Source organism: Streptomyces sp. NPDC001851, from assembly GCF_040297165.1.
Taxonomy (GTDB): domain Bacteria; phylum Actinomycetota; class Actinomycetes; order Streptomycetales; family Streptomycetaceae; genus Streptomyces.
In genome coordinates, this window is the sequence record NZ_JBEOYR010000016.1 from 41,717 (window position 1) to 67,756 (window position 26,040).

The 26,040-nt window shown below is 71.4% G+C and carries 23 protein-coding genes and 1 tRNA gene; 12 read left to right on the forward strand and 12 right to left on the reverse strand.

All coding sequences use genetic code 11. The features are described from left to right. Positions 1–227: 227 nt before the first annotated feature. From ABT171_RS23835 to ABT171_RS23855, 5 genes are all read left to right on the forward strand, one after another. Positions 228–1,472, forward strand: coding sequence for a branched-chain amino acid ABC transporter substrate-binding protein (locus ABT171_RS23835; RefSeq protein WP_351246930.1), 1,245 nt, complete (start codon positions 228–230; stop codon positions 1,470–1,472). A 109-nt stretch (positions 1,473–1,581) separates the two neighbouring features. Then, the gene (locus tag ABT171_RS23840) at positions 1,582–2,520 is read left to right on the forward strand and encodes a branched-chain amino acid ABC transporter permease (RefSeq protein WP_351246932.1); all 939 of its coding nucleotides are present in this window, start codon (positions 1,582–1,584) and stop codon (positions 2,518–2,520) included. Between the two features lie 5 nt (positions 2,521–2,525). Further along, positions 2,526–4,316, forward strand: coding sequence for a branched-chain amino acid ABC transporter permease (locus ABT171_RS23845; RefSeq protein WP_351247215.1), 1,791 nt, complete (start codon positions 2,526–2,528; stop codon positions 4,314–4,316). A 5-nt stretch (positions 4,317–4,321) separates the two neighbouring features. Further along, a complete protein-coding gene (locus tag ABT171_RS23850) occupies positions 4,322–5,284 on the forward strand; it encodes an ABC transporter ATP-binding protein (RefSeq protein ID WP_351246934.1) in 963 nt (320 codons plus the stop codon). Then, the gene (locus ABT171_RS23855; RefSeq protein WP_351246936.1) at positions 5,281–5,997 is read left to right on the forward strand and encodes an ABC transporter ATP-binding protein; all 717 of its coding nucleotides are present in this window, start codon (positions 5,281–5,283) and stop codon (positions 5,995–5,997) included. Before ABT171_RS23850 ends, ABT171_RS23855 begins: the two co-directional genes overlap by 4 nt. A 65-nt stretch (positions 5,998–6,062) precedes the next feature. On the opposite strand, the gene ABT171_RS23860 is transcribed toward ABT171_RS23855, so the two are convergent. Then, positions 6,063–6,716: an ANTAR domain-containing response regulator gene (locus tag ABT171_RS23860; protein ID WP_351246938.1), complete on the reverse strand. Its 654-nt coding sequence runs from the start codon at positions 6,714–6,716 to the stop codon at positions 6,063–6,065. Positions 6,717–6,815: 99 nt separating this feature from the next. Between ABT171_RS23860 and ABT171_RS23865 the strand changes: the two genes are divergently transcribed. Then, a tRNA-Leu gene (locus tag ABT171_RS23865) sits at positions 6,816–6,890 on the forward strand. Positions 6,891–6,967: 77 nt separating this feature from the next. Here the strand turns inward: ABT171_RS23865 and pyk are convergent. From pyk to ABT171_RS23900, 7 genes are all read right to left on the reverse strand, one after another. Next, on the reverse strand, positions 6,968–8,404 hold the full coding sequence (pyk, locus tag ABT171_RS23870) for a pyruvate kinase (RefSeq protein WP_351246940.1): 1,437 nt from the start codon (positions 8,402–8,404) through the stop codon (positions 6,968–6,970). A 176-nt stretch (positions 8,405–8,580) separates the two neighbouring features. After that, positions 8,581–9,993, reverse strand: a complete 1,413-nt coding sequence (locus ABT171_RS23875; protein WP_351246942.1) for a lysine N(6)-hydroxylase/L-ornithine N(5)-oxygenase family protein — start codon at positions 9,991–9,993, stop codon at positions 8,581–8,583. Next, positions 9,990–11,366 (reverse strand): pyridoxal phosphate-dependent decarboxylase family protein, encoded by a 1,377-nt coding sequence (locus ABT171_RS23880; protein WP_351246944.1) that lies wholly within the window; start codon positions 11,364–11,366, stop codon positions 9,990–9,992. Before ABT171_RS23880 ends, ABT171_RS23875 begins: the two co-directional genes overlap by 4 nt. A 153-nt stretch (positions 11,367–11,519) precedes the next feature. Further along, positions 11,520–12,350: an NAD(P)H-binding protein gene (locus ABT171_RS23885; RefSeq protein ID WP_351246946.1), complete on the reverse strand. Its 831-nt coding sequence runs from the start codon at positions 12,348–12,350 to the stop codon at positions 11,520–11,522. A 110-nt stretch (positions 12,351–12,460) separates the two neighbouring features. Further along, positions 12,461–15,028 (reverse strand): aminopeptidase N, encoded by a 2,568-nt coding sequence (gene pepN, locus ABT171_RS23890; protein WP_351246948.1) that lies wholly within the window; start codon positions 15,026–15,028, stop codon positions 12,461–12,463. A 134-nt stretch (positions 15,029–15,162) separates the two neighbouring features. Next, positions 15,163–15,510 (reverse strand): chorismate mutase, encoded by a 348-nt coding sequence (locus ABT171_RS23895; RefSeq protein WP_351246950.1) that lies wholly within the window; start codon positions 15,508–15,510, stop codon positions 15,163–15,165. A 5-nt stretch (positions 15,511–15,515) separates the two neighbouring features. Further along, positions 15,516–16,433, reverse strand: a complete 918-nt coding sequence (locus ABT171_RS23900; RefSeq protein ID WP_351246952.1) for a helix-turn-helix domain-containing protein — start codon at positions 16,431–16,433, stop codon at positions 15,516–15,518. Positions 16,434–16,621: 188 nt separating this feature from the next. Here ABT171_RS23900 and ABT171_RS23905 point away from each other — a divergent pair, with 188 nt between their 5' ends. Then, positions 16,622–17,503 carry a hypothetical protein gene (locus ABT171_RS23905; protein ID WP_351246954.1) on the forward strand — a complete coding sequence of 294 codons (882 nt, stop codon included), beginning with the start codon at positions 16,622–16,624 and terminating at the stop codon, positions 17,501–17,503. 94 nt (positions 17,504–17,597) lie between these two features. Here ABT171_RS23905 and ABT171_RS23910 read toward each other — a convergent pair whose 3' ends face one another. Then, complete coding sequence (locus ABT171_RS23910; protein ID WP_351246956.1) at positions 17,598–19,037, reverse strand: MFS transporter; 1,440 nt, start codon at positions 19,035–19,037, stop codon at positions 17,598–17,600. A 112-nt stretch (positions 19,038–19,149) separates the two neighbouring features. Here ABT171_RS23910 and ABT171_RS23915 point away from each other — a divergent pair, with 112 nt between their 5' ends. Next, on the forward strand, positions 19,150–19,632 hold the full coding sequence (locus ABT171_RS23915; protein ID WP_351246958.1) for a MarR family winged helix-turn-helix transcriptional regulator: 483 nt from the start codon (positions 19,150–19,152) through the stop codon (positions 19,630–19,632). 6 nt (positions 19,633–19,638) lie between these two features. On the opposite strand, the gene ABT171_RS23920 is transcribed toward ABT171_RS23915, so the two are convergent. Further along, positions 19,639–20,544 carry an SDR family oxidoreductase gene (locus ABT171_RS23920; RefSeq protein WP_351246960.1) on the reverse strand — a complete coding sequence of 302 codons (906 nt, stop codon included), beginning with the start codon at positions 20,542–20,544 and terminating at the stop codon, positions 19,639–19,641. Beyond that, the gene (locus tag ABT171_RS23925) at positions 20,541–21,368 is read right to left on the reverse strand and encodes an SDR family oxidoreductase (protein WP_351246962.1); all 828 of its coding nucleotides are present in this window, start codon (positions 21,366–21,368) and stop codon (positions 20,541–20,543) included. The genes ABT171_RS23920 and ABT171_RS23925 overlap by 4 nt, the downstream gene beginning before the upstream one ends. 85 nt (positions 21,369–21,453) lie before the next feature. Here ABT171_RS23925 and ABT171_RS23930 point away from each other — a divergent pair, with 85 nt between their 5' ends. From ABT171_RS23930 to ABT171_RS23945, 4 genes are read left to right on the forward strand one after another with little or no spacing between them, the layout of a single operon-like run. After that, positions 21,454–22,197: an enoyl-CoA hydratase family protein gene (locus ABT171_RS23930; protein ID WP_351246964.1), complete on the forward strand. Its 744-nt coding sequence runs from the start codon at positions 21,454–21,456 to the stop codon at positions 22,195–22,197. Beyond that, on the forward strand, positions 22,198–23,034 hold the full coding sequence (locus ABT171_RS23935; RefSeq protein WP_351246966.1) for a CoA transferase subunit A: 837 nt from the start codon (positions 22,198–22,200) through the stop codon (positions 23,032–23,034). Beyond that, positions 23,031–23,786, forward strand: coding sequence for a CoA-transferase subunit beta (locus ABT171_RS23940; protein WP_351246968.1), 756 nt, complete (start codon positions 23,031–23,033; stop codon positions 23,784–23,786). Before ABT171_RS23935 ends, ABT171_RS23940 begins: the two co-directional genes overlap by 4 nt. Continuing rightward, positions 23,786–24,880, forward strand: a complete 1,095-nt coding sequence (locus tag ABT171_RS23945) for an NAD(P)H-dependent flavin oxidoreductase (protein ID WP_351246970.1) — start codon at positions 23,786–23,788, stop codon at positions 24,878–24,880. Before ABT171_RS23940 ends, ABT171_RS23945 begins: the two co-directional genes overlap by 1 nt. Here the strand turns inward: ABT171_RS23945 and ABT171_RS23950 are convergent. Continuing rightward, a complete protein-coding gene (locus ABT171_RS23950; RefSeq protein ID WP_351246972.1) occupies positions 24,864–26,021 on the reverse strand; it encodes an acetyl-CoA C-acetyltransferase in 1,158 nt (385 codons plus the stop codon). The two genes, ABT171_RS23945 and ABT171_RS23950, sit on opposite strands and share 17 nt — an antisense overlap. Between the last annotated feature and the right edge of the window lie 19 nt (positions 26,022–26,040).

Consider the following 26,040-nt stretch of genomic DNA (forward strand, 5'->3'; position numbering starts at 1 on the left):
TGGGTCCTGCGGGTTCTCAGAATGCGGACGGGGTGAATCGGCCTGAATTCCTGTTTTCCACCCCACGCTGTACCGCTCTGCATTACCCCGTGTCATAACAAGAGCGTCACAGCCTTGGTCAAGCCCTCCTCCACGTTCCCTACACACGCTTAGAGTCACCGCCAGTCACCGCTCCATCGGGAGTTCGGTACCGGCGCGGCGCCCGCCGTCCCCTGCGAAGGGGCGGAATGTGCCTGCGGAAAGGATCGATTGTGCGACAGCGTTCTCTGGTGATTCTTACCTCCGTGCTGACCACCGGAGCTCTGACTCTCACCGCGTGTGGCTCCCGCGACAAGGACAACAAGGGCGGCGACGGCGGCGTGACGGTCACGATCGGCGTCGACGCCCCGCTGACCGGCCAGAACTCCGCGACGGGCCTGGGTATCGAGTACGGCGCCCAGATCGCCGTCGACGACGCCAACAAGAACAAGACCGTCCCCGGCGTCACCTTCAAGATCAAGGCCCTGGACGACAAGGCGATCCCCGCCACCGGCCAGCAGAACGCCACCCAGCTCGTCCAGGACAAGACCGTCCTCGGCGTGGTCGGCCCGCTCAACTCCGGTGTGGCCACGCAGATGCAGCAGGTCTTCGCCACCGCCAACCTGGTGCAGATCTCCCCGTCCAACACCGCCCCCGAGCTGACCCAGGGCAAGAACTGGCAGACCAGCAAGTCCCGTCCGTTCAAGACGTACTTCCGCACCGCGACCACCGACGCGCTGCAGGGTGCCTACGCGGCGGACTACGCCTACAACGGCATCCACAAGAAGAAGGCGTTCGTCGTCGACGACAAGCAGACCTACGGCGCGGGCCTTTCCAAGATCTTCAAGGAGCAGTTCGCCAAGCAGGGCGGAAAGATCATCGGTACCGACCACGTCAACACCGGTGACCGTGACTTCTCCACGCTGGTCACCAAGATCAAGAATTCGGGTGCCGATCTGCTCTACTACGGCGGCCAGTACGACGAATCCGAGGTGCTGACCAAGCAGCTCAAGGACGCCGGCGCCAAGATTCCGCTGTTCGGCGGTGACGGTATGTTCACCCCGACCTACATCAAGACCGCCGGAAAGGCCGCCGAGGGCGATCTGGCGACCTCGATCGGCGTCCCGGTCGACACCCTGCCCGCCGCCAAGGAGTTCGTGGCCACCTACAAGGCCAAGAAGTACCCGGGTGACTACGGCACTTACGGCTCGTACTCCTACGACGCCACCACCGCGATCATCAAGGCCGTCGGCCAGGTCGTGAAGGACGGCAAGCTTCCGTCCGACGCCCGCACCCAGGTTGTCGACGCCGTCCAGAAGACCTCCTTCGACGGCATCTCCGGCAAGATCTCGTTCGACGAGTACGGCGACACCACGAACAAGCAGCTGACCGTCTACCAGGTCACCAACGGTGTGTGGAAGTCCGTCAAGAGCGGTACGGCCAACCCGAAGTAGGCCACCGCAGCACATCACACCCCCAGGGCCGCGCGGCGCAGACCACCGTCACCGCGCGGCCCGCCTTCTACCGCCCCCTTGACTCTCCCCACCACATGGAGGCCACGCGGTGAACACCTTGCCGCAGCAGCTGGCCAACGGGCTGTTCCTCGGCTCGATGTACGGGCTGATCGCCATCGGCTACACGATGGTGTACGGCATCGTCCAGCTCATCAACTTCGCCCACGGCGAGATCTTCATGACCGGAGGTTTCGGCGCCCTCACGGTCTACCTCGTCCTGCCGGACGGCATATCCATGTGGATAGCCCTGCCGGCGATGCTCATCGGCGGCGCCCTGGTCGCCGTACTCATCGCCGTCGGCGCCGAGCGGTTCGCCTACCGTCCGCTGCGCGGCGCACCACGCCTAGCGCCGCTGATCACCGCGATCGGCCTGTCGCTGGCGCTGCAGCAGGCGGTCTTCAACTGGTACCACGTCGGCGGCGACGCCAAGTCCGCCCGGGTCTTCCCGCAGTTGCCGTTCGGACCGCTGCACCTCGGCTCCGTCACCGTGCAGAGCGGTGATGTGTTCCTGATCATCGCCGCCCCGGTGTGCATGGCGGTCCTCGCCTTCTTCGTCCGGCTCTCCCGCACCGGCCGCGCCATGCAGGCCACCGCCCAGGACCCGGACACCGCCCAGCTGATGGGCATCGACACCAACCGGATCATCGTCATCGCCTTCGCCATCGGCGGCTTCTTCGCGGCCGTCGCCGGTGTGTCGTACGGACTCAAGTACGGCTCCGTCTCCTACGACATGGGCTTCATCGCCGGTCTGAAGGCGTTCACCGCGGCCGTCCTCGGCGGCATCGGCAACATCTACGGCGCCATGCTCGGCGGCATCGTCCTCGGCATCGCGGAGGCCATGGCCACCGCCTACATCGCCGACATCCCCGGCATGCAGCAGCTCGGCGGCCAGGGCTGGGCGGCCGTGTGGGCCTTCGTCCTCCTCATCCTCGTACTCCTCTTCAGGCCACAGGGCCTGCTCGGCGAACGCGTCGCGGACAGGGCGTGAGCAGCATGACCGACACCACCACTCAGGGACCGGCCCAGGCGGCCGCGGCCGGGCGCGGGCCCGTCCCGCTGCCCCTCGCCGCCGCCCGTCTGCTCATCGCCGCCGGCGCCGCGGGCACCATCGCCAGCACCTTCCTCAGCTGGACCTGGACGCCCGACTTCCCCGGCGACCTGACCTACTACGGCTACCCGGCGGGCCTGCAGACCCTCGCGCTCGTGGCCGGCGCCCTCACCCTGCTGTTCGGGCTCACCCTGTGGAACGTCAAGGGGCTGCGCTGGCTGAACCCGGCGAACGCCGCCTCGCCCGTGCTGCTGACGGCCCTGTCGGCGTTCTCCGTCTGCTGGTTCACCGGCATCGCCATCGCCGTCGACCTCGGCGGACTGGTCAACCTCGACCCCGGCGCCTATGTGGCGATGGCGGCCTCGGCGCTTCCCGTCCTCGGCGCCCTCGCCCTGCCCCACCCGGCTCCGGGCACCGGCATCCGCGGCTACCTCGCCAAGCCCCAGCAGCCCCGCCCCGGCACGGTGTCCCCGCTCGCCGCGCGCGGCATCATCACGGCCGGCTCCGCCCTCGCCCTGGTGGCCTTCACCTACGGCATCGGCATCGACAACGACGCGAGCGAGACCTTCATCGGCTTCATGCTCCTCGTCGCGTTCGCCGTGTGGGGGCTCGTGCACACCGGTCTCGTCGACCGCTATGCGACGATCTCGGCCCAGCACAAGGGCTTTGCCGCGACCCTCGCCTTCGTCGCCGCCGCGCTCTTCCCCTTCACCCAGAGCGACGACCACAACGCCAACGTCGGCGTGAACATCCTGATCTTCGCCACCGTCGCCCTCGGCCTGAACATCGTCGTCGGCCTCACCGGTCTGCTCGACCTCGGTTACGTCGCGTTCCTCGGCGTCGGCGCCTACGCGGCCGCCCTGGTCTCCGGCTCGGAGTACTCCCGGTTCTCCGGTGTGCACTTCCCCTTCTGGGCCGCAGCCCTCACCGGCATGGCCGCCTCCCTGGTCTTCGGTGTGCTGATCGGCGCGCCGACCCTGCGGTTGCGCGGCGACTACCTGGCCATCGTCACCCTCGGCTTCGGTGAGATCTTCCGCATCACCGTCAACAACCTCGACGGCGACTCCGGACCGAACATCACCCGCGGCCCCAACGGCATCACCCAGATCCCGGACCTGGACATCTTCGGCTTCAAGCTGGGCGAAGCACACGACATCGGCGGGTTCGCCCTGGGCCGGTTCGCCAACTACCTGCTGCTGATGCTCGTCGTCACCGCGATCGTCGTGCTCGTCTTCACCCGCGCCGCCGACTCCCGCATCGGCCGCTCCTGGATCGCCATCCGCGAGGACGAGACCGCCGCCACCGCCATGGGCATCAACGGCTTCCGCGTCAAGCTCATCGCCTTCGCCCTCGGCGCCTCCCTCGCGGGCCTCGCCGGCACCGTGATGGCCCACGTCAACTACAGCGTGAACCCGCAGCCGTACCAGTTCGCCGGCGCCGCCCCGCCCAACTCGGCCTTCCTGCTGGCCGCCGTCGTCCTCGGCGGCATGGGCACCGTCAGCGGCCCGCTGCTCGGCGCGAGCGTGCTCTACCTGGTCCCGGAGAAGCTCCAGTTCCTGCAGAACTACGAGCTGTTCGCCTTCGGTATCGCGCTGATCCTGCTGATGCGCTTCAGGCCGGAGGGCATCATCGCCAACCGCCGCCGCCAGCTGGAGTTCCACGAGACCGGCCAGCTCGACGTACCGGCGCAAGCGACGCTGACCGACGATCCGGCCGTCACCAAGGCAGGGGCGTGAGGAACATGACGACACCTGTACTCGAAGCCCGTGACGTCACGATGCGCTTCGGCGGTCTGACCGCCGTCCGGTCCGTCGACTTCACCGTCAACAGCGGCGAGATCGTCGGCCTGATCGGCCCGAACGGCGCCGGCAAGACCACCTTCTTCAACTGCCTCACCGGTCTGTACATCCCCACCGAGGGCACGGTCGCCTACCAGGGCAAGGTGCTGCCGCCCAAGCCGCACCTGGTGACGCAGGCGGGCATCGCCCGTACGTTCCAGAACATCCGGCTCTTCGCCAACATGACCGTCCTGGAGAACGTCCTCGTGGGCCGCCACACGCGGACCAAGGAGGGCCTGTGGTCCGCGCTGCTGCGCGGCCCCGGCTTCCGCAAGGCCGAGAAGGAGTCCGAGGCGAAGGCCATGGAACTCCTGGAGTTCGTCGGCCTCGCCGCCAAGCGCGACCACCTCGCGCGCAACCTGCCCTACGGCGAGCAGCGCAAGCTGGAGATCGCCCGGGCGCTCGCGAGCGAGCCCGGCCTGCTGCTGCTCGACGAGCCGACGGCCGGCATGAACCCGCAGGAGACCCGGGCGACGGAGGAACTGGTCTTCGCCATCCGGGACAAGGGCGTCGCCGTCCTCGTCATCGAGCACGACATGCGCTTCATCTTCAACCTGTGCGACCGGGTCGCCGTGCTCGTCCAGGGCGAGAAGCTGGTCGAGGGCACCTCCGAGGTCGTCCAGGCCGACGAGCGCGTCGTCGCCGCCTACCTGGGCGAGCCCTTCGAGGGCGAGCCCGGGGAGGCGGAGGCCGCGGAGGTCGAGGCCGCTGAGGCCCAGGCCGCTGAGGTCCAGGCCGCGGAAGCCGCCGCCGAGGCCGGATCCGACGCCGGTCCGGAAGAGGAGTCCGCCACGGAGTCCGCCACGGAGTCCGGCGCGGCCGCCGGCGCGGAGAGCACCAGCACCACCGAGGGAGAGACCCCGTGACCGCACTGCTGGAGGTCGAGGACCTCAGGGTCGCCTACGGCAAGATCGAGGCCGTCAAGGGCATCTCGTTCAGCGTCGAGGCCGGCCAGGTCGTCACCCTCATCGGCACCAACGGCGCCGGCAAGACGACGACCCTGCGCACGCTCTCGGGCCTGCTCAAGCCCACGTCCGGGAAGATCGTGTTCGACGGCAAGCCGCTCACCGGCATTCCGGCGCACAAGATCGTCGCCCTCGGGCTCGCCCACTCCCCCGAGGGCCGGCACATCTTCCCGCGCCTGTCCATCGCCGAGAACCTCCAGCTCGGCGCCTTCCTCCGCAAGGACAAGGAGGGCATCGAGAAGGACGTCCAGCGCGCCTACGACCTCTTCCCGATCCTCGGTGAGCGGCGCAAGCAGGCCGCGGGCACCCTCTCCGGCGGTGAGCAGCAGATGCTGGCGATGGGCAGGGCGCTGATGTCCCGGCCCAAGCTGCTGATGCTGGACGAGCCGTCCATGGGTCTGTCGCCGATCATGATGCAGAAGATCATGGCGACGATCGCCGAGCTGAAGTCCACGGGCACGACGATCCTGCTGGTCGAACAGAACGCCCAGGCGGCGCTCTCCCTCGCCGACCAGGGTCATGTCATGGAGGTCGGCAACATCGTCCTCTCCGGCACGGGGCAGGACCTGCTGCACGACGAGTCGGTCCGCAAGGCGTACCTCGGCGAAGACTGAACCCGGGCTACGACGAACGAGGCCCGCGCCCCCTCTTCTCCGGGGCGCGGGCCTCGCCGTGGCGCTCAGGCCTTCTTGGCCTTCTTCTCCTCGCTGTCCGCGATGACCGCCTCGGCGACCTGCTGCATCGACAGGCGGCGGTCCATGGAGGTCTTCTGGATCCAGCGGAACGCGGCCGGCTCGGTCAGGCCGTACTCGGTCTGCAGGATGGACTTCGCGCGATCGACCAGCTTGCGGGTCTCCAGGCGCTGGGTGAGGTCGGCGACCTCCTTCTCCAGCTCCTTCAGCTCGGTGAAGCGGGAGACGGCCATCTCGATGGCGGGGACCACGTCGCTCTTGCTGAACGGCTTGACCAAGTACGCCATGGCGCCGGCGTCCCGGGCGCGCTCGACGAGGTCGCGCTGCGAGAAGGCGGTGAGCATCAGGACCGGTGCGATGGACTCCTCGGCGATCTTCTCGGCCGCGGAGATGCCGTCCAGCTTCGGCATCTTGACATCCAGGATGACCAGGTCCGGCTTGTGCTCGCGGGCCAGCTCGACGGCCTGCTCGCCGTCCCCGGCCTCACCGACGACGGTGTACCCCTCTTCCTCCAGCATCTCCTTCAGGTCGAGCCGGATCAGGGCCTCGTCCTCGGCGATGACGACACGGGTCGTCAGCGGAGGCACGTGCGACTTGTCGTCGTCGGGCGCGTCTACGGGCTGGGGCGACTCGGCGGTCACGGGGGCTCCTCGTTCCAGGCAGGGCACTGCTTACAAGAGCCTACCTAGCTACGGTATGGTGGACGCGCGGAGGGTCGGGGGAAACCTTGGATTCTGCGAGCCCCGGTAGCCCAATTGGCAGCAGGCAACGGATTCAAAACCCGTACAGTGTCGGTTCGAGTCCGACTCGGGGCACTTTTCCTTGGATTCCAAGGTCACTACTCCTGGGCGGGCCCCTCTCGATGAGGGGCCCTTCGTCGTCGTACGGTCACCTATGTCGGGCTGTCGTCCTCGCCGATGTGGTGCACCCTGACCATGTTGGTCGAGCCGGAGACGCCGGGCGGGGAACCCGCCGTGATCACCACGACGTCCCCCTTCTCGCAGCGGCCGTACTTCAGCAGCAGCTCGTCCACCTGGTCGACCATGGCGTCGGTCGAGTCCACATGCGGCCCGAGGAACGTCTCGACACCCCAGGTGAGGCTGAGCTGGGAGCGGGTGGCCGGCTCCGGTGTGAAGGCGAGCAGCGGGATCGGCGAGCGGTAGCGGGACAGCCGGCGGGCGGTGTCGCCCGACTGGGTGAACGCCACCAGGAACCTCGCGCCGAGGAAGTCCCCCATCTCGGCGGCGGCCCGGGCGACCGCACCGCCCTGGGTGCGCGGCTTGTTCCGCTCGGTCAGCGGCGGCAGGCCCTTGGCCAGCATGTCCTCCTCGGCCGCCGTGACGATCTTCGCCATGGTGCGTACGGTCTCGACCGGGTACGCGCCGACGCTGGTCTCGCCGGACAGCATCACCGCGTCCGTGCCGTCGAGGACAGCGTTGGCGACGTCGGAGGCCTCGGCGCGGGTCGGCCGGGAGTTCTCGATCATCGAGTCCAGCATCTGGGTGGCGACGATGACCGGTTTGGCGTTGCGCTTGGCGAGCTTGATCGCGCGCTTCTGCACGATCGGCACCTGCTCCAGCGGCATCTCGACGCCCAGGTCGCCGCGCGCCACCATGAGCCCGTCGAAGGCGGCCACGATGCCGTCGAGGTCCGCCACGGCCTGCGGTTTCTCGACCTTGGCGATCACCGGGAGACGGCGGCCCTCCTCTGCCATGACGCGGTGCACGGGCCTGACGTCGTCACCCGTGCGGACGAAGGAGAGGGCGACGACGTCGAAGCCGGTGCGCAGCGCCCAGCGCAGGTCGCCCTCGTCCTTCTCGGAGAGGGCGGGGACGGAGACGGCGACCCCGGGAAGGTTGAGGCCCTTGTGGTCGGAGATCACGCCGCCCTCGACCACACGGGTGCGGACGCGGGGGCCGTCGACGGCGGTGACCTCAAGACAGACCTTTCCGTCGTCCACGAGGATGCGCTCCCCGGGGGCGACGTCGGCCGCGAGACCGCCGTAGGTGGTGCCGCACTGGCGCCGGTCGCCCTCGACGCCCTCCTCCACGGTGATGGTGAAGGTGTCACCGCGTTCAAGGAGTACAGGCCCTTCGGCGAAGCGGCCGATCCGGATCTTCGGGCCCTGAAGGTCGGCGAGGAGTCCGACGCTGCGACCGGTTTCGTCGGCCGCCTTGCGCACCCGCTGGTAACGCTCCTCGTGTTCGGCGTGCGTGCCATGGCTGAGGTTGAACCGGGCGACGTCCATTCCGGCCTCGACCAGTGCCTTGATCTGGTCGTACGAGTCGGTGGCGGGCCCCAATGTACAGACGATCTTTGCTCGGCGCATGAGTCGAGCCTAGGCCTTACCCGCGGGTAGGGATTCCGGACCGCATGTCCGCCCAACGACCTTTGGATGAAGCCTTGTTGACAAGATTTGAAATCCACAGGCCGAGCAGGGTCAGGTCGGTCGTGGCCGGTGACAACGGCGCCGTCACCGGCCTTCTTCCGGGCCTCGGCCGTTTCCTACCGTCCTTCGACCAGCGGCGTGAGCTGCGGTGCCTGCCGGGCGCGTGGGACCCGGGGCCGGGAGCCCTGGAGGCCGAAGGTGGTGAAGGCCGTTCGGGTGGGCAGCGTGTACGACTCCTTTCCGGTGACGGAGTTGAGGATGGTGGCACTGCGCCAGGCGGCGAGGCCGAGGTCGGGCGCGCCGACGCCGTGGGTGTGCAGTTCGGCGTTCTGGACGTACACCGAGCCGGTGACCGAGGGGTCGAGGGCGAGCCGGAACTCCTCGTCGATGCGGGGGCGTTCGCTGCTGTCGCGGCGCACATAGGCGTCGAGCCCGGCCAGCAGGCGGCCGAGGGGGCGCTCCCGGTAGCCGGTGGCGAGGACGACGGCGTCGGTCGTCAGCCGGGAGCGGCTGTCCTGCTGGAGGTGTTCCAGGTGCAGCTCGATCTTGGTGGTGGCGATGCGGCCCGCCGTGCGGACCCGGACACCGGGGGTGAGAACGGCGTCGGGCCAGCCGCCGTCCAGGGTGCGCCGGTACAGCTCGTCGTGGATGGCGGCGAGGGTACCGGCGTCGATGCCCTTGTGCAGCTGGCCCTGGGCGGCGACCAGCCGGTCACGGACCGGCTCGGTGAGGGCGTGGAAGTAGCGGGTGTAGTCGGGCGTGAAGTGCTCCAGGCCGAGCTTGGAGTACTCCATCGGCGCGAACGCCGCGCTGCGGCCGATCCAGTGCAGCTTCTCGCGGCCGGCGGGGCGGTGGCGCAGCAGGTCGAGGAAGACCTCGGCGCCGGACTGTCCGGAGCCGACGACCGTGACGTGCTCGGCGGCCAGGAGGGCGGAGCGGTGGTCCAGGTAGTCGGCGGCGTGGATGACGGGCACGCCGGGGGCGTCCACCAGGGGCTGGAGCGCGTCGGGCACATACGGGGCGGTGCCGACGCCGAGGACGATGTTCCGGGTGTACGTACGGCCCAGGGCCTCGGCCTCGCCGTCGGCGCCCAGCTGGGTGAAGTCGACCTCGAACACGTCGCGTTCGGGGTTCCAGCAGACGGAGTGGACCTGGTGGCCGAAGCTCAGCCCGGGCAGGCTCTGCGCCACCCAGCGGCAGTAGGCGTCGTACTCGGCGCGCTGGATGTGGAAGCGCTCGCCGAAGTAGAAGGGGAAGAGCCGTTCGTGCGTTCTGAGGTAGTTCAGGAAACTCCAGGGGCTGGTGGGGTCGGCGAGGGTCACCAGGTCGGCCAGGAAGGGCACTTGGATGGTGGCACCCTCGATGAGCAGGCCGGGGTGCCAGTCGAAACCGGGGCGCTGGTCGTAGAAGACGGCGTCGAGTTCGGCGAGCGGGTGGGCGAGGGCGGCCAGGGAGAGGTTGCACGGGCCGATGCCGATGCCGACCAGGTCGCGGGGGGAGGCCGGCTCGTGGCGTGGGGAGTTGGTCATGCGAGGGTGCCTTCTTCCACGAGTTTCAGGAGCTGGGCCAGGTCGCCCGCCCGGGTGTGGGGGTTGAGGAGGGTGGCCTTGAGCCAGAGGCGGCCGTCGAGCCGGGCGCGCCCGAGGACGGCCCGGCCCTCGTGCAGCAGCCTGCGGCGTACGGCGGCCACGGTGTCGTCGTCGGCGCCCGCGGGCCGGAACAGGACGGTGCTGATCACGGGCCGGTCGTACAGCTCGAAGCCGGGGTGTTCCCGGACCAGCGCGGCGAGCTCGGCCGCCCGGGCGCAGACGTGGTCGACCAGGGCGCCGAGTCCGGTGCGGCCGAGGGTCTTCAGGGTGACGGCGGTCTTGAGGATGTCGGGGCGGCGGGTGGTGCGCAGGGAGCGGTCGAGCAGGTCGGGGAGTCCGGCCTCCGTGTCGTCGTCGGCGTTCAGGTAGTCGGCGCGGTGGTGGAGTACGGCGAGTTCGGCGGGGCGGGCGACGGCGAGGAGGCCGGCGGCGACCGGCTGCCAGCCGAGCTTGTGCAGGTCGAGGGTGACGGTGTGGGCGGCCTCCAGGCCGGTGAGTTTCTCCCGGTGCCGGTCGCTGAAGAGGAGGCCACCGCCGTAGGCGGCGTCGATGTGCAGGCGGGCGCCGTGGGCGGTGCACAGTCCGGCGATCTCCGGCAGCGGGTCGATGAGTCCGGCGTCGGTGGTGCCGGCCGTGGCGGCGACCAGCAGCGGGCCGGAGAGCGCGGTGAGGGCCTCGTCGAGGGCGGCGAGGTCGAGGGTGCCGGCCGCCGCCGGGACGACGACCGGTTCGGGCAGGCCGAGCAGCCAGGTGGCGCGCGGCAGCGAGTGGTGGGCGTTGGCCCCGCACACCAGCCGCACGCTGCCGCCGTGGGCCTCGCGGGCGAGCAGCAGGGCGAGCTGGTTGGACTCGGTGCCGCCGGAGGTGACGAGGGCGTCGGCGAGCCCTGCGGCGTGGGCGAGCGCGCGGGTGACGGCGGCTTCCAGGGCGGAGGCGGCCGGGGCCTGGTCCCAGGAGTCCAGGGACGGGTTGAGGGCGCTGACGGCGAGGTCGGCGGCGGTGGCCACGGCGAGCGGCGGGCAGTGCAGATGGGCCGCGCACAGCGGGTCGGCCGGATCGGCGGCGCCCTCCGCGAGGACGTGCACGAGGGCGCGCAGGGCGTCGGGGTCGCCGTGGTCCGCCAGGACGTCCCCGAGGACGTCGGCGACGTGCGCGGCGACGGCCTCGGGTCCCCCGGCGGGCAGCGGTCCCCCGCGCTCCCGGCTGCCGGCCGCGAGCGCGTCCAGGACGGTGCCGAGAAGGGAGCGCAGGGCGCCGGGACCGTGGGGGCCCGAGGCGAGGGGCGGCGTGCGCAGAGGTTCCGCACCGCTCATCGGCTGTCCTCCCGCTCATAAGCTGACCTTCGGTATCCAGCTTGTACGGGAAGCGGACCGCTTGTCCCGAAAGAACGACGATCGCACCCGAAAGTGGGTACTGCCGTGTGGGAAGGGCGCGTTGGGGAAGCGGTGGGTTTTCGTGCGGCCCGGTCAGTCCCGTCCGCCGAAGTCCTGCGCGTGGTCCCGGGCCCACTGCGCGAAGGTGCGGGCCGGGGTGCCGGTGACCTTCTCCACCGTGTCGGTGATCTCCGGGGGTACGCCCACAGTGGCGGCGAAGCTGTTCAGGAGGGCCTGGACGAACTCCGGCGGGGCGTGGGGGAACAACTCGGGCCCCGCCTCCGCCGGGGACACCTCGACGAAGTCCAGATCGCGGCCGATCGCCCGGGCGATCGCGGCGATCTGGTCGGTGTTGGTGGTCGCCTCGGGCCCGGTGAGGCGGTGGACGGCGCCCTCGTGGCCGTCATCGAGCAGGACCCGCTCGGCGACGGCCGCGATGTCGTCCTCGTGGATGGGTGCCGTGAGCATGTCCGCGAACACACCCCGGACGGTGTTCCCGGCACGGATCTGCGGTGCCCACTGCAGGGCGTTGGTGGCGAAGGCGTTCGGGCGCAGAAAGGTCCAGTCGAGCCCGCTGTCGCGGATCTGCCGTTCGGCGGTGGCATGCATGACGTGGATGGGGTGCGTCTCGTCGGCACCCTCCTGGATGATGCCGCTGGAGAGCAGCACGACATGCCGTACCCCGTGGGCGCGGGCCGCCGCCAGCAGGTCGGACGCGCCGGTCTGCGCGTAGAGGAACACGGCCGTGGCCCCGGCGAACAGCGGGGCGGGGTCGTCCGGTCGGTACCGCACGACCTCGGCGCCGTCCGGCAGGGCCGCCCGCTGCGGGTCCCGGGTGAGCGCCCGCACCGGCCGGCCCGCGGCGAGCAGACGGTCGACGAGGGCGCGGCCGACATTGCCGGTCGCGCCGGTCACTACGATCACGGAATTCGCCTCCGAAGGCTCGGTGGTCGTTCTTGAGGGTTCGAGCCTAGGAGGGGCGTCCGGACCGCCGCATCGTCGGCAGGGACCAGCCGCGCCCTAGGTCACCGGACCTACTCCGCCGGCGCTCCCTGTTCCTCCTTTGCCCCCTGGTCCCCATGCGCCTCCTGTCCCCCGTTCTCCGCCGGCGCCGCTTGCTCCTGCCGGCCGCGCACCCGCAGGGCGCGGGCCAGGTCGTCGAGGCGGTCGGCGAGGGTACGGCGCAGGGCCGGGGTGGGATCGGCGTCGCACAGACAGGCCTCTCCCAGCCGCAGGTTCTCGGTGTCGACGGCATGTGCGGGGAAGGCCCAGCGGCCGGCTGCGACCGCTATGGCGGGGCCGCGCCGGGCGCTGACGGCGACCGCGTCCGTGTAGAAGCGCGGCACGTACTCCCGTACCAGATCGGCCTGTTCGGGCTGCCAGAAGCCCTGGGCGGTGGCCGTGAAGAGGTAGTTGGACAGGTCGTCGCGGGCGAACATCGCCTCCCAGGCCGCGCGCTTGGCGTCCGGGTCGGGCAGGGCGGCACGGCACCGGGCGGCGCCCTCCTGCCCGGTGGCGCTCGGGTCGCGCTCCAGCTCGGCGGCGATGGCGGCCTCGTCGGTGGCGCCGAGCGTGGCGAGCCGGCCGAGGATGCGCCAGCGCAGCTCGGGGTCGATTTCCGGACCGCCGGGCACCGTGCCGTCGGCGAGCCAGGCGGCGATGGTGTCGGGGTGGGCGGCCACGGAGATCAGGTGCCGTACGGCGATCAGGCGCAGGCCCGGGTGGTCGCCGTCCTCGGTGCGCCGCAGCAGGTCGCGGCAGAGGGCGGTGAGGGTCGACAGGGCGGCCGGGCGGTCCTCGGGCTCCAGGTACTGGTCGGCGATCTGCCCGGAGGCGAAGGCGAGGACGCCCTGGGCGAGGGCCAGGTCGGTCTCCCGCGGGAGGTGGGCGCGAGCCGTCTCCAGGTAGGCGGTGGGCGGGAGTTCGCCGTCGCGCACCGCGTCCCTCAGGGCGTTCCAGACGACCGCGCGGGTGAGCGGGTCGGGCAGCCCGGACAGGCTGGAGCGGACCGTGGCGAAGGAGCCGGCGTCGAAGCGGACCTTGGCGTAGGTGAGGTCGCCGTCGTTGAGCAGGAGCAGCGCGGGACGCTTGCCGATGGGCTGCGGGGCGGTCTGCGGGACGTCGAACTCAAGGCGCTCGCGCAGCACCAGCCGGCCCTCGTCGGCCACGTCGTGGTCGTACAGGCCGGCGGTGAGGCGGTGCGGGCGGCTGCCCGCGCGGTCGGCGGTCAGGGTGCAGTTGCCGTCGGCGGCGGCGATGACGGGCGTGAGCCGGTCCACACCGGTGGTGCGGAGCCAGCTGTCGGCCCAGGCGGGCACGTCGCGGTCGGTGGCCGAGGAGAGCGAGTCGATGAAGTCGGCGAGGGTGGCGTTGCCGAACTTGTGCCGGGCGAAGTGGGTGTTGATGCCGGCGAGGAAGTCCTTCTCGCCGAGCCAGGCGGCCAGCTGGCGCAGCGCGGAGGCGCCCTTGGCGTAGGAGATGCCGTCGAAGTTGAGCAGCGCGGAGGCCGTGTCGTCGACCTTCTCGGGGGCGACCGGGTGGGTGGTGGGCCGCTGGTCGGCGTCGTAGCCCCAGGCCTTCCGGGTGACGCCGAACTCGGTCCAGGGGCCGGTGAAACGGGTGGCCTCCGCCGTGGTCTGGTAGCCCATGTACTCGGCGAAGGACTCGTTCAGCCAGATGTCGTCCCACCACTTGAGGGTGACGAGGTCGCCGAACCACATGTGGGCCATCTCGTGCGCGATGACCATGGCGCGGGTCTGCCGTTCGGTGTCGGTGACGGCGGAGCGGTAGACGAACTCGTCGCGGAAGGTGACCAGGCCCGGGTTCTCCATGGCGCCCGCGTTGAACTCGGGGACGAAGGCCTGGTCGTAGGAGTCGAAGGGGTACGGCTCCTCGAACTTCTCGTGGTAGCGGTCGAAGCACGCGCGCGTGACGTCGAAGATCTCGTCGGCGTCGGTGTCGAGGTAGGGCGCGAGGGAACGGCGGCAGTGGATGCCGAAGGGCAGCCCCTGGTGCTCGGTGCGCACCGAGTGCCAGGGGCCGGCGGCGACGGCGACGAGGTAGGTCGAGATCAGCGGGGTGGGCGTGGCCTGCCAGACGCCGTCGCCCCGGTGCTCGGTGACGCCGTTGGCGAGCACGGTCCAGCCCTCGGGTGCCTTGACGGAGACCTCGAAGACGGCCTTCAGGTCGGGCTGGTCGAAGGCGGCGAAGACGCGCTGGACGTCGTCCATGAACAGCTGGGTGTAGACGTACGTCTCGCCGTCGCTCGGGTCGGTGAAGCGGTGCATGCCCTCGCCGGTGCGGGAGTAGTCCATGGCGGCGTCGACGCGCAGTTCGTGGGCGCCCGCGGCGAGGTTCTTCAGCGCCAGCCGGCCGTCCCGCAGCTGCTCGGGGTCGAGGGGCTCCCCGTCGAGCGTGACGGCGCGCAACTCGGCGGGCTTCAGCTCCACGAACGTGTCCCCGGCGGACCGCGCGGTGAACCGGATCACGGTGCGGGAGTCAAAGGTCTCGTCCCCGGTCGTGAGGTCCAGTTCGACCGTGTAGCGGTGGACGTCGAGGAGCTGTGCTCGGAGCTGCGCTTCGTCGCGCGTGAGTACGGACATGCAGGCCATGCTGCCTGATCCCGCTGACACCGCACAGAGGGTGGGCAGCTTCACGCCTTATGTCCCACTCGTCCCCGACTCCGTCGCACGCGCCCCGCCGCAGGCTCCCCGGCGCACGCTCCCCGGCGCGAGGATCAGGCCTGCGTCTGCTGTCCGTTGGCGGCGTCCTCGGCGATGCGCTCGTGGTGGCGGATCACCTCCGCAATAATGAAGTTCAGGAACTTCTCGGCGAAGGCAGGGTCGAGCTTGGCGTTCTCCGCGAGGCGGCGCAGCCGCTCGATCTGGCGGGCCTCGCGGGCGGGGTCGGCCGGCGGCAGCTGGTGCACCGCCTTGAGCCGGCCGACCTGCTGGGTGGCCTTGAAACGCTCGGCGAGCAGGTGGATGACGGCCGCGTCGATGTTGTCGATGCTGTCGCGCAGCCGCTCCAGCTCCTGGCGGACCTCGGGGTCCACGTCGCCGTTCCCGATGTTGCTGGTGGTCATGGGCGTCAGCCTAGGGGGTCGCCGGGCCCGGCCTCGGCGGTGTCCGGGGAGTGGATCATCGGCGGATCGCCGGGGTCCGGGACGCGGTCGCTCCAGCCGCCGGGGACGCTGCGGCCCTGCTGGGCACGGAAGCGGACCGGGGCGAGGCCCACACGGCGGGTGAACAGCCGGGAGAAGTAGGCAGGGTCCTCGTAGCCGACGCGGCGGGCGACGGCGGCGACGGGCAGCTCGGTGGCGGCGAGGAGTTCCTTGGCGCGGCCGAGGCGGATACCGAGCAGATAGTCCTTCGGGCTGCAGCCCGCGGCCCGGCGGACGGCGCTGCGCAGCTCGGCCGGGGTCATGCCGTGCACGCGCGCGTGGTCGGCGACGCTCATCGGTGTGCAGGCGTCCCGTGCGAGCGCCTTCAGCACCTGGTCGCCGTCCGGGGCGAGGTCGGCACGGGCACGGCGCAGGGCGACGAGGAGTTCGTGCACGGCGGCGCCGGTCTCCACCTCCAGCAGCGGATTGCCGCGGCGGGCGGCACGGGCGATGCGGGCGACCACCGCGCGGGGCCCGGAGGCGTCGGAGAGCGGGACGACGGGCCGGTCCGGCTCGATGTAGCCGAGTTGGGTGTACGTGGCGGTCGCGGGTCCCGCGAAGTCGACGAAGCCCTCGTCCCAGCCGGTGTCCGGATCGGGCGCGTAGTGGTGGCGCACGCCGGGGGTGAGCCAGAGCAGGGCGGGCGCGGTGACGGTGGTACGGCGGCCGTCGGCGCCCCGGTACCAGCCGCCGCCCGCACTGATCACGACGGCCACGTGGTGGTCGAGGGTCCGCGGGCCGACCGTGGGCAGCGCACCGTACTGGAGGCCGACGCCCAGACAGACCAGACCGAGGCCGCGGTGTGCGGGGCCGGGGCTGAAGAACCGCATCCAGGTCTGGTACATCGGCGCTCCTCCCGGGCCTTCTCCGGAGCGGACTCCTGTGCAAGCAGCGCTGATCTTCGTCCATGGCGCTGATCGCCGGAAGGGGTGAGAACGACGTGGGGATGCTGGAGTTGCAGCGGACAGACTCGGACCAGCCGTCCCTCCCGCCTACAGTGGAGAGGGGTTCCGGCGTCTTTGGGGGTGCGGACGTGGCGAACGGCGGACCGGTCCAGCACGGCTACCCGCACCTGGAGACGGTGCGGGCCGCCATCACCGCGCTGTACAGGCGCCTGTCCTACGCCACCGTCCAGACGTTCTCGACCAGCGTGGTCCCCGCGGACGTGGCCTTCTGCGACACCGACGACCTGCATCTGGGGGCGCAGCGGGTGGCCCGCGAGATCGTGCGGCACTTCCGGCTGCCGGACGCGCGGCTGATCGTCGGCTTCCGGGAGATGACCCACGCGGCGAACGTCGAACTGGCGGCGGGTCCCGAGTACTTCGTGGAGCTGAACGACCGTTTCCGCACCCACCGCGGGGACATCGGCGCGGCCCTCGCCCACGAGGTGGCGCATGTCTACCTGCACCGCCTGGACCTCTCCTTCCCGACCACGGCGGAGAACGAGATCCTCACGGACACGGTGACGGCGTACCTGGGCGCGGGCTGGCTGCTGCTGGACGCCTACCGGGAGGACGCGGTCTCCTCGCAGAAGCTGGGCTACCTCACCCCGGAGGAGTTCGGTTACGTCCTGGCCAAGCGGGCGCTGCTCTTCCACGAGGACCCCTCGGTGTGGTTCACCAGCCCGCAGGCCTACGACGCGTACGTCAAGGGGATGGCCCTGGCCCGCCGGGACGAACAGCAGCCGCCGCTGACCGGAGCCGGCTGGGCGGGCCGGCGCCGCTACGCCCACGACCGCCGGCGCGCCTCCGGCATCCAGCCGACGGCCCCCTACGCCTTCAGCCCCGACCCCGCCGGGCAGCTCCGGGTGTCCTTCCCGTGCCCGACCTGCCACCAGCGGATCCGGGTACCGGTGAAGGGGCGGGTACGGGCGCGGTGCGGGTTGTGCCGGACGGTCCTGGAGTGCGACACCTAGTGGCCCAACAGGCAGCGTTCGCCCCGTCGGGCGAACGCTGCCTGCCGGGGCACTAGGCACCGACCGGGGCTCCGCCCCCGGCGGGGCCGGCGTGTCAGCCGAGGTGCTCGGCCGAGCCCCGCCGGGGAAGCGCCGCGCACAGCACGCCGCACAGCACGAACGCCCCGGTCACCCACGGCATCGCATCGCCCAACGCCCCGGACATCCCCGTGGACACCCGCCCGAAGAACACCGTGCCGATCCCGGCGGCGCCCACCGCTCCCCCGAACTGCTGAGCCGTGGAGAAGATCCCGGATGCCCCACCGGCCAACTCCCCCGGCACCGCCGACAGCACCACGTTCACCAGCGGCACCACCAGGAACCCCAGCCCTGCCCCGGCGACGAGCAGGCCCGGCACCAGCGGCCACGCCCCGGTGTGCACGGCCCGCGCGCCGCCGGCCACCGCCCCGACCCAGCCGAGGCCGCCCGCCATCATCAGCGCCCCGGCACCGAGCACCAGCCGCCCGTACCGTGCGGCGAGTCCGTCCGCGGCCGGCGCGGTGAGGAAACCGCCCGCCGAGAAGGCGACCGTCACCAGCCCGGCCTGCATCGGCGTGTACTCCTCACCGGCCTGCAGCCAGACCGCGAAGACCAGGAAGAAGCCCTGCATGCCGACCGAGAACAGCAACTGGACGAGGACGCCCACCGAGAACACCGGGAGCCGGAAGGCGCGGGCCGGCAGCAGCGGCACCGTACCGGGGCGGTGCCGTCGGGCCTCGTACACCCCCAGCCCCGCCACGGCCGCGACACCCGCCCCGAGGCAGACCCAGCCCCACAGCGGCCAGCCGCTCTGCCGGCCCTGCACCAGCGGCAGCACGATCGCGACCAGGCCCCCGGCCAGCAGCAGACTGCCCACGACGTCCGGCCGGCCCGCCGACCGCTCCCGCGTGGAGGGGACCAGCAGCAGCCCGCCGACGAAGGTCGCCACGGCCACCGGCACGTTCACCAGGAACACCGAGCGCCAGCCCCAGCCGAACAGGTCGGCGTCCGTGAGCACCCCGCCGAGCAGCAGCCCGACGGCGGAGGCGAATCCGGCGACGGCGCCGTACATGCCGAAGGCGGCCCCGCGTTCCCTGCCCTGGAAGAGGGTGCGGAACGAGCCGATCACCTGCGGCACCAGTACGGCCGCCAGAACGCCCTGGACGGCGCGGGCGGCGATCAGCTGACCTGGTGACTGGGCGATCCCGCAGGCCAGACTCGCCAGCCCGAAACCGGCCGTACCGGCGAGGAAGAGCGGGCGTCGGCCGATGCGGTCGCCGAGGTGGCCGGAGACGATCAGGGCGGCGGCGAAGCCGAGCAGGTAGGCGGAGACGACCCATTGCAGGTCGCTCGCCGAGGCGTGCAGATCACGGCTGATGGACGGCACGGCCACATTGACGATCGTGGTGTCCAGCAGGTCCATGAGCGCCGCGACCATCATCACGACGGCGGCGGCCCAGCGGCGCGGATGGGGCTGCGCCGCCGCCGGGGCGGGTTCGGTGAGCGTTGCGGACATGAAGGTCCCCTCCGAGATTTATTTCGTTCGGACTAACGAAAGAGTTGCACCGGCACGTACCCGATGGCAAGTCGTTAGTTCGGTCGAACGAAATTTTTGCTAGCCTGGGGCCATGGCCAAGGCAGACGGGACAGGGGACGAGACGGCGCGGTCCGAGGCGCTGGAGCAGCTCATGGAGGTGGGCCGGGCGCACAGCGCGGTCACGGTCATGTTCCACTCGGCGGTCGCCGCCAAGCAGGGCCTGAACGCGACGGAGACGAAGACCCTCGACTTCCTCCAGCGGCACGGCCCGCTCACCGCGAAGGACCTCGCCGGGCTGACCGGACTCGCCCCCGCGTCGGTCACGGGGCTGCTCGACCGGCTGGAGGCGAAGGGTTTTGTACGCAGGGTCAAGCACCCGACGGACAAGCGCCGGGTGCTGGTCGAACTGAACGAGGACAAACTCGCCGAGCTGGCCGTGTTCTTCGAGGACTGGGCGCGGGACATCGTCGAGGCGTGCGAGGAGTTCAGCACGGACGAGCTCAGGACGGTGGTCCGCTTCCTGTCGGTGATGAGCGAGCGGCAGCACGCGGCGGCGGCACGCCTGACCGGCTGACCCTCGCTACGCCCCGTAGACCGCCCCCGGGGCCGCCGCCTCCGCCAGCAGCCCGCGTGCCGTCTCCCCCGCCTCGGCCGGTGTCCACCGTGTGCCCTTGTCGGCGGTGGGGCCGGGCCGCCAGCCCTCCATGACGGTGATCCGGCCGCCCTCCGCCTCGAAGACCCGGCCGGTGACGCCGGAGCTCGCGGCCGAGCCCAGCCAGACCACCAGCGGGGAGACGTTCTCGGGGGCCATCGCGTCGAACCCGGTGGCCGGGACCGCCATGGCCCGGGCGAAGGTACGTTCCGTCATGCGGGTGCGGGCGGCGGGCGCCACGGCGTTGACCTGGACGCCGTAGCGGGCCAGCTCGGCCGCCGCGACCAGGGTCAGCGCGACGATCCCGGCCTTGGCGGCGCTGTAGTTGCCCTGTCCGACCGAGCCCAGCAGACCGGCCCCGCTGCTGGTGTGGACGATCCGGGCCTGCGGGACACGCCCGACTTTGGCTTCGCCCCGCCAGTGCGCGGCGGCGTGTTTCAGGGGCAGGAAGTGCCCTTTGAGGTGAACGCGGATCACGGCGTCCCAGTCGTCCTCGTCGAGATTGACCAGCATCCGGTCGCGCAGGAAACCGGCGTTGCTGACGAGCGTGTCGAGCCGGCCGTACGTCTCCAGGGCGGTTCGGACCAGGGAGGCGGCGCCGTCGGTCGTGGCGATGTCACCGCCGTGCGCGACCGCCTCGCCGCCGGCGGCCCGGATCTCCGCGACGACGGCCGCGGCCGGGCTCTCCGCGCCGGGCGCCCCGTCCAGTCCCACGCCCAGGTCGTTGACGACGACCCGGGCGCCCTCGGCCGCGAAGGCCAGGGCGTGCGCGCGGCCGAGTCCGCGGCCGGCTCCGGTGACGGCGACCACCCGGCCGTCGCAGATTCCGCTCATCTCACTTCTCCCTGTTGACGCTTCTCCTTGTTGACGTTTGCGGCGTCCAGAAAGGCCGGCCGCTCCCCGCCCCCGTGCACGTGCAGGGCGGCTCCGCTGATGTAGGCGGCCGCGTCGGAGGCGAGGAAGACGGCGGCGGCCCCGACGTCGGCGGGGGCGGCCAGCCGGCCGAGGGGGACGGTGCGGGAGACGGCGGCGACGCCGTCCGGTCCGCCGTAGTGCAGATGCGACAGCTCGGTGCGGACCATGCCGACCACGAGCGTGTTGACGCGGATCTCGGGGGCCCACTCCACGGCCATGGAGGCGGCCAGGCTGGCGAGACCGGCCTTGGCCGCGCCGTACGCGGCCGAACCGGGCGAGGGCCGGCCGCCGCTGACGCTGCCGACCATCACGACCGAGCCCTGGCTGCGCCGCAGGTGCTCATAGGCGGCGAGGGAGGCGGTGAGCGGGGCGATCAGATTCAGTTCGACCACCCTGGCATGCCGTTCGGCGTCGGCGTCCGCGAGCCGCCGGTACGGCGTGCCGCCCGCGTTGTTGACGAGGACGTCGAGCCGGGGCAGCGCGGCGAAGAAGGCCCGTACGGCGGGCGGGTCGCGCAGATCGAGTGGAGCGAACTCGACGCCGTCCAGGGGCTGTTCGGGCGGCCGGCGGGCGCAGGCCACGACCCGGGCGCCGGTCTCGGCGAACGCCCGGGCCATCCCGGCTCCGACCCCCCGGGTGCCGCCCGTGACGACCACGGTTCTCTCGCTGGCCCTGTCGCCGGTCCTGTCGCTTGTCGTGTCGCTGGTCGTGTCGCTGGTCGTGTCGCGCGGCAAGTTATCCACAGGCTCTCCCGCTTGTCTGCGCAGACTGCTAGCTTCGAAGCCTCGCACCTAACAAATGTTTGGTGGAAAGGTAGCTGATGCGCCCATGGGTGTCTCCTGTTCGTCCCCGGAAAAAGGGATTTCCGTGGTCACCGTCGACTTCCCGCCGGTGAACGCGCTGCCGGTGCGCGGCTGGTTCGACCTGGCCGGCGCCGTGCGCGCCGCGGGCTGTGACGGCGGTGTCCGGTGCGTGGTGCTGGCCGCCGAGGGCCGCGGATTCAACGCGGGCGTGGACATCAAGGAGATACAGGCGCAGGGGCACCCGGCGCTGATCGGCGCCAACCACGGCTGCGCCGAGGCCTTCACGGCGGTCTACGAGTGCGCGGTCCCCGTCGTGGCGGCGGTGCAGGGCTTCTGTCTGGGCGGCGGGATAGGCCTGGTGGGGAACGCGGACGCGATCGTGGCGAGCGAGGACGCCTCCTTCGGGCTGCCCGAGCTGGACAGGGGCGCGCTGGGCGCCGCGACGCATCTGGCCCGGCTGGTCCCGCAGCACCTCATGCGCGCCCTGTACTACACGGGGCGCACGGCGAGCGCCGAGGAGTTGCACCGGCACGGTTCGGTGTGGCGCGTGGTGCCGCGTGCGCGGTTACGGGCGGCGGCGCTGGAGCTGGCCCGTGAGATCGCCGCCAAGGACGGGCGGCTGCTGCGCATGGCCAAGGCCGCCATCAACGGCGTCGATCCGGTCGACGTCCGCCGCAGCTACCGGTTCGAACAGGGCTTCACCTTCGAGGCCAACCTCAGCGGCCTGGCCGACCGGGTCCGCGACACGTTCGGGAAGGAGGGCGCGTAGATGGGCGACAAGACGATGACCGCCGACGAGGTGGTCTCCCGGCTGGAGAGCGGCATGACCCTCGGCATCGGCGGCTGGGGCTCCCGCCGCAAACCGATGGCGCTGGTCAGAGCCCTGCTGCGGACAGGTATCGGCGACCTGACGGTCGTGTCGTACGGCGGCCCGGACGTCGGGATGCTGGCCGCGGCCGGCCGGATCCGCAGGCTGGTCACCGCCTTCGTCACCCTCGACTCCATCCCGCTGGAACCGCACTACCGGGCGGCACGCGAGCGCGGCGCGTTCGAGCTGACGGAGATCGACGAGGCGATGTTCATGTGGGGGCTGCGCGCCGCCGCCAACCGGCTGCCCTTCCTGCCGGTCCGGGCGGGCCTCGGCTCGGACGTCATGCGGGTCAACCCGGGTCTGCGGACGGTCACGTCGCCGTACGAGGACGGGGAGACGTTCGTCGCCATGCCCGCCCTGCGCCTGGATGCCGCCCTGGTGCACGTCAACCGCGCCGACCGGCTGGGCAACGGCCAGTATCTGGGCCCGGACCCGTACTTCGACGACCTGTTCTGCGAGGCGGCGGACGCGGCGTACGTCTCCTGCGAGCGGATCGTGGACACGGCGGAGCTGACGAAGGCGGCGGCGCCGCAGACCCTGCTGGTCAAGCGGCATGTGGTGACCGGGGTCGTGGAGACCCCGGGCGGCGCGCACTTCACGTCCTGCGCTCCCGACTACGGCCGGGACGAGGCGTTCCAGAAGCGGTACGCGACCACGCCCTGGCCCCGGTTCGCGGCGCGCTATCTGGCCGGGGACGAACGTCACTACCGGACGGCGGTCGGGGAGGAGTCATGAGCGGAGTCACTGGTGAGGCCGCACCAACCGGGCACGGCGTCGCGTCCCGCGCCGAGTACTGCGTCATCGCCTGCGCAGAGGCCTGGCGGGACGGAGGCGAGATCCTGGCGAGCCCGATGGGCCTGGTCCCGTCCGTCGGCGCCCGTCTCGCCAAGCGGACCTTCGCACCCGACCTGCTGCTGACCGACGGTGAGGCGCTGATCGTGGACCCGGACGGCACGGTCGAGGGCTGGCTGCCCTACCGCAAGCACCTGGAACTGGTCGCCGGGGGCCGCCGGCACGTGATGATGGGCGCGAGCCAGATCGACCGGTACGGCAACCAGAACATCTCCTGCATCGGCGACTGGGCGAAGCCGGCGCGGCAACTGCTCGGCGTGCGCGGGGCACCGGTCAACACGCTGAACAACGCGACGAGTTACTGGATCCCGAAGCATTCCCGGCGGGTCTTCGTCGAGAAGGTGGACATGGTGTGCGGGGTCGGGTACGACCGCGCGGCCGGTGCGCCGTACCACCGCATCCCGCGGGTCGTCTCCGACCTCGGCGTCTTCGACTTCGCCACGCCGGACCGCACGATGCGGCTGGTCTCGGTGCATCCGGGGGTGACGGTGGACCAGGTGCGGCAGGCGACCGGGTTCGGCCTCGTGATCCCGGACGAGGTGCCGTACACCCGTGAACCGACCGCCGCCGAACTGCGCCTGATCCGCGAGGTGATCGATCCGGGGAAGACCCGGGCCGGGGAGGTTCCGGTCTGATGGACACCGCACTGACCCGGCTGGTCGGGACACGCCATCCGATCGTGCAGGCCGGGATGGGCTGGGTGGCCGGCCCACGGCTGGTCACGGCCGCGGCGAACGCGGGCGCGCTCGGCATCCTGGCGTCCGCGACGATGACACCGGACCGGCTGCGCGAGGCGATACGGGAGGTGAGGTCGCGTACCGACGCGCCGTTCGGGGTGAACCTGCGCGCCGACGCGGGCGACGCGGCGGACCGCGTGGAGATCATGCTGGCCGAGGGTGTGCGGGTGGCCTCCTTCGCCCTGGCGCCCTCGCGTGAGCTGATCGCCCGGCTGAAGGAGGCAGGCGTCGTCGTCATCCCGTCGGTGGGGGCGCGCCGGCACGCGGAGAAAGTGGCCGCCTGGGGTGCGGACGCGGTGATCGTGCAGGGCGGTGAGGGCGGCGGGCACACCGGCGAGGTGGCGATGAGCGTGCTGGTGCCGCAGGTGGTGGACGCCGTGGACATCCCGGTCGTGGCGGCTGGCGGCTTCTTCGACGGGCGCGGTCTGGTGGCTGCGCTGGCGTACGGCGCGGCCGGGGTGGCGATGGGCACACGGTTCCTGCTCACCTCCGACTCGACGGTGCCGGACCCGGTGAAGGCCCGGTACCTGGCGGCGACGGTCCGGGACGTCACGGTCACCCGGGCGGTGGACGGCCTGCCGCACCGGATGCTGCGCACGGAGCTGGTGGACACGCTGGAGCGGTCGGGGCGGATACGGGTGCTGGCCCACGCGATAGGGAAGGCGGCCGGTTTCCGCCGGCTGTCGGGGCTCACCTGGCGGCAGCTGGTCCGGGACGGACGCGCGCTCAAGCACGGCAAGGAGCTGTCCTGGAGCCAGGTCCTGCTGGCCGCCAACACGCCGATGCTGCTGAGGTCCGCACTGGTGGACGGCCGTACGGACCTCGGGGTGATGGCGTCCGGGCAGGTCGCCGGGCTGATCGACGACCTGCCGTCCTGCGCGGAGCTGGTGGAGCGGATCGTGCGGGAGGCGGAGGAAGTGCTGGAAGGACTTGTGGGGCCGGCGGGGCTGAGGGAACCGGGCGGGCGAGGAGGGCTCAGAGGCGTTCGATGATCGTCACGTTGGCCTGGCCACCGCCCTCGCACATGGTCTGCAGGCCGTAGCGGCTGCCGGTGCGTTCCAGTTCGTGCAGCAGGGTGGTCATCAGCCGGACGCCGGTCGCGCCGAGCGGGTGGCCGAGGGCGATGGCGCCGCCGTTGACATTGACCTTCCGGGGGTCGGCGCCGGTCTCCTCCAGCCAGGCCAGGACGACCGGGGCGAAGGCCTCGTTGATCTCGACAAGGTCGATGGCGTCGATGGTGAGGCCGGTCTTCTTCAGGGCGTCGGCCGTGGCCGGGATGGGAGCGGAGAGCATCCGGATGGGGTCCTCGCCGCGCACGGAGAGATGGTGGACGCGGGCCCGCGGGCGCAGCCCGTGGTCGCGTACCGCCCGTTCGGAGGCGAGCAGCAGGGCGGCGGCCCCGTCGGACACCTGGGAGGAGCAGGCCGCGGTGACGGTGCCGCCGTCAAGGACGGGTTTGAGAGCGGCCATCTTCTCCAGCGAGGTGTCCCGGCGCGGCCCCTCGTCCACGGTGACCTCGCCGAGGGGGACGGTCTCGCGTGCGAAGCGGCCGGAGTCGATGGCGCGCACCGCCCGCCGGTGTGAGTCCAGGGCGAACCGCTCCTGGTCCTCGCGGCTGATGCCCCACTTGGCGGCGATCATCTCGGCGCCGGCGAACTGGTTGACGGACCGGTCGCCGTAGCGAGCGCGCCAGCCGGTGCTGCCGAGGAAGGGTCCGTCGGTCAGGCCGAGGGGCTCGGCGGCCTGACGGGAGGCGAAGGCGATGGGGATCTGGGACATGTTCTGCACTCCCCCGGCGACCACCAGGTCCTGGGTGCCGGACAGCACGGCCTGTGCGGCGAAGTGCACCGCCTGCTGCGAGGAGCCGCACTGCCGGTCGACGGTCACGCCCGGTACCTCCTCGGGGAGCCCGGCGGCCAGCCAGCAGGTGCGGGCGATGTCCCCGGCCTGCGGCCCCACCGCGTCCAGGCAGCCGAAGACCACGTCGTCCACGGCGGCCGGGTCGATCCCGGCCCGCTCCACCAGCGCCGTCAGCACATGTGCGCCCAGGTCGGCGGGATGGACGGCGCTGAGCCCTCCCCCGCGCCGCCCGACGGGTGTGCGGACCGCTTCGACGATATAGGCCTCGGCCATGGCAACTCCCTCACAGGAA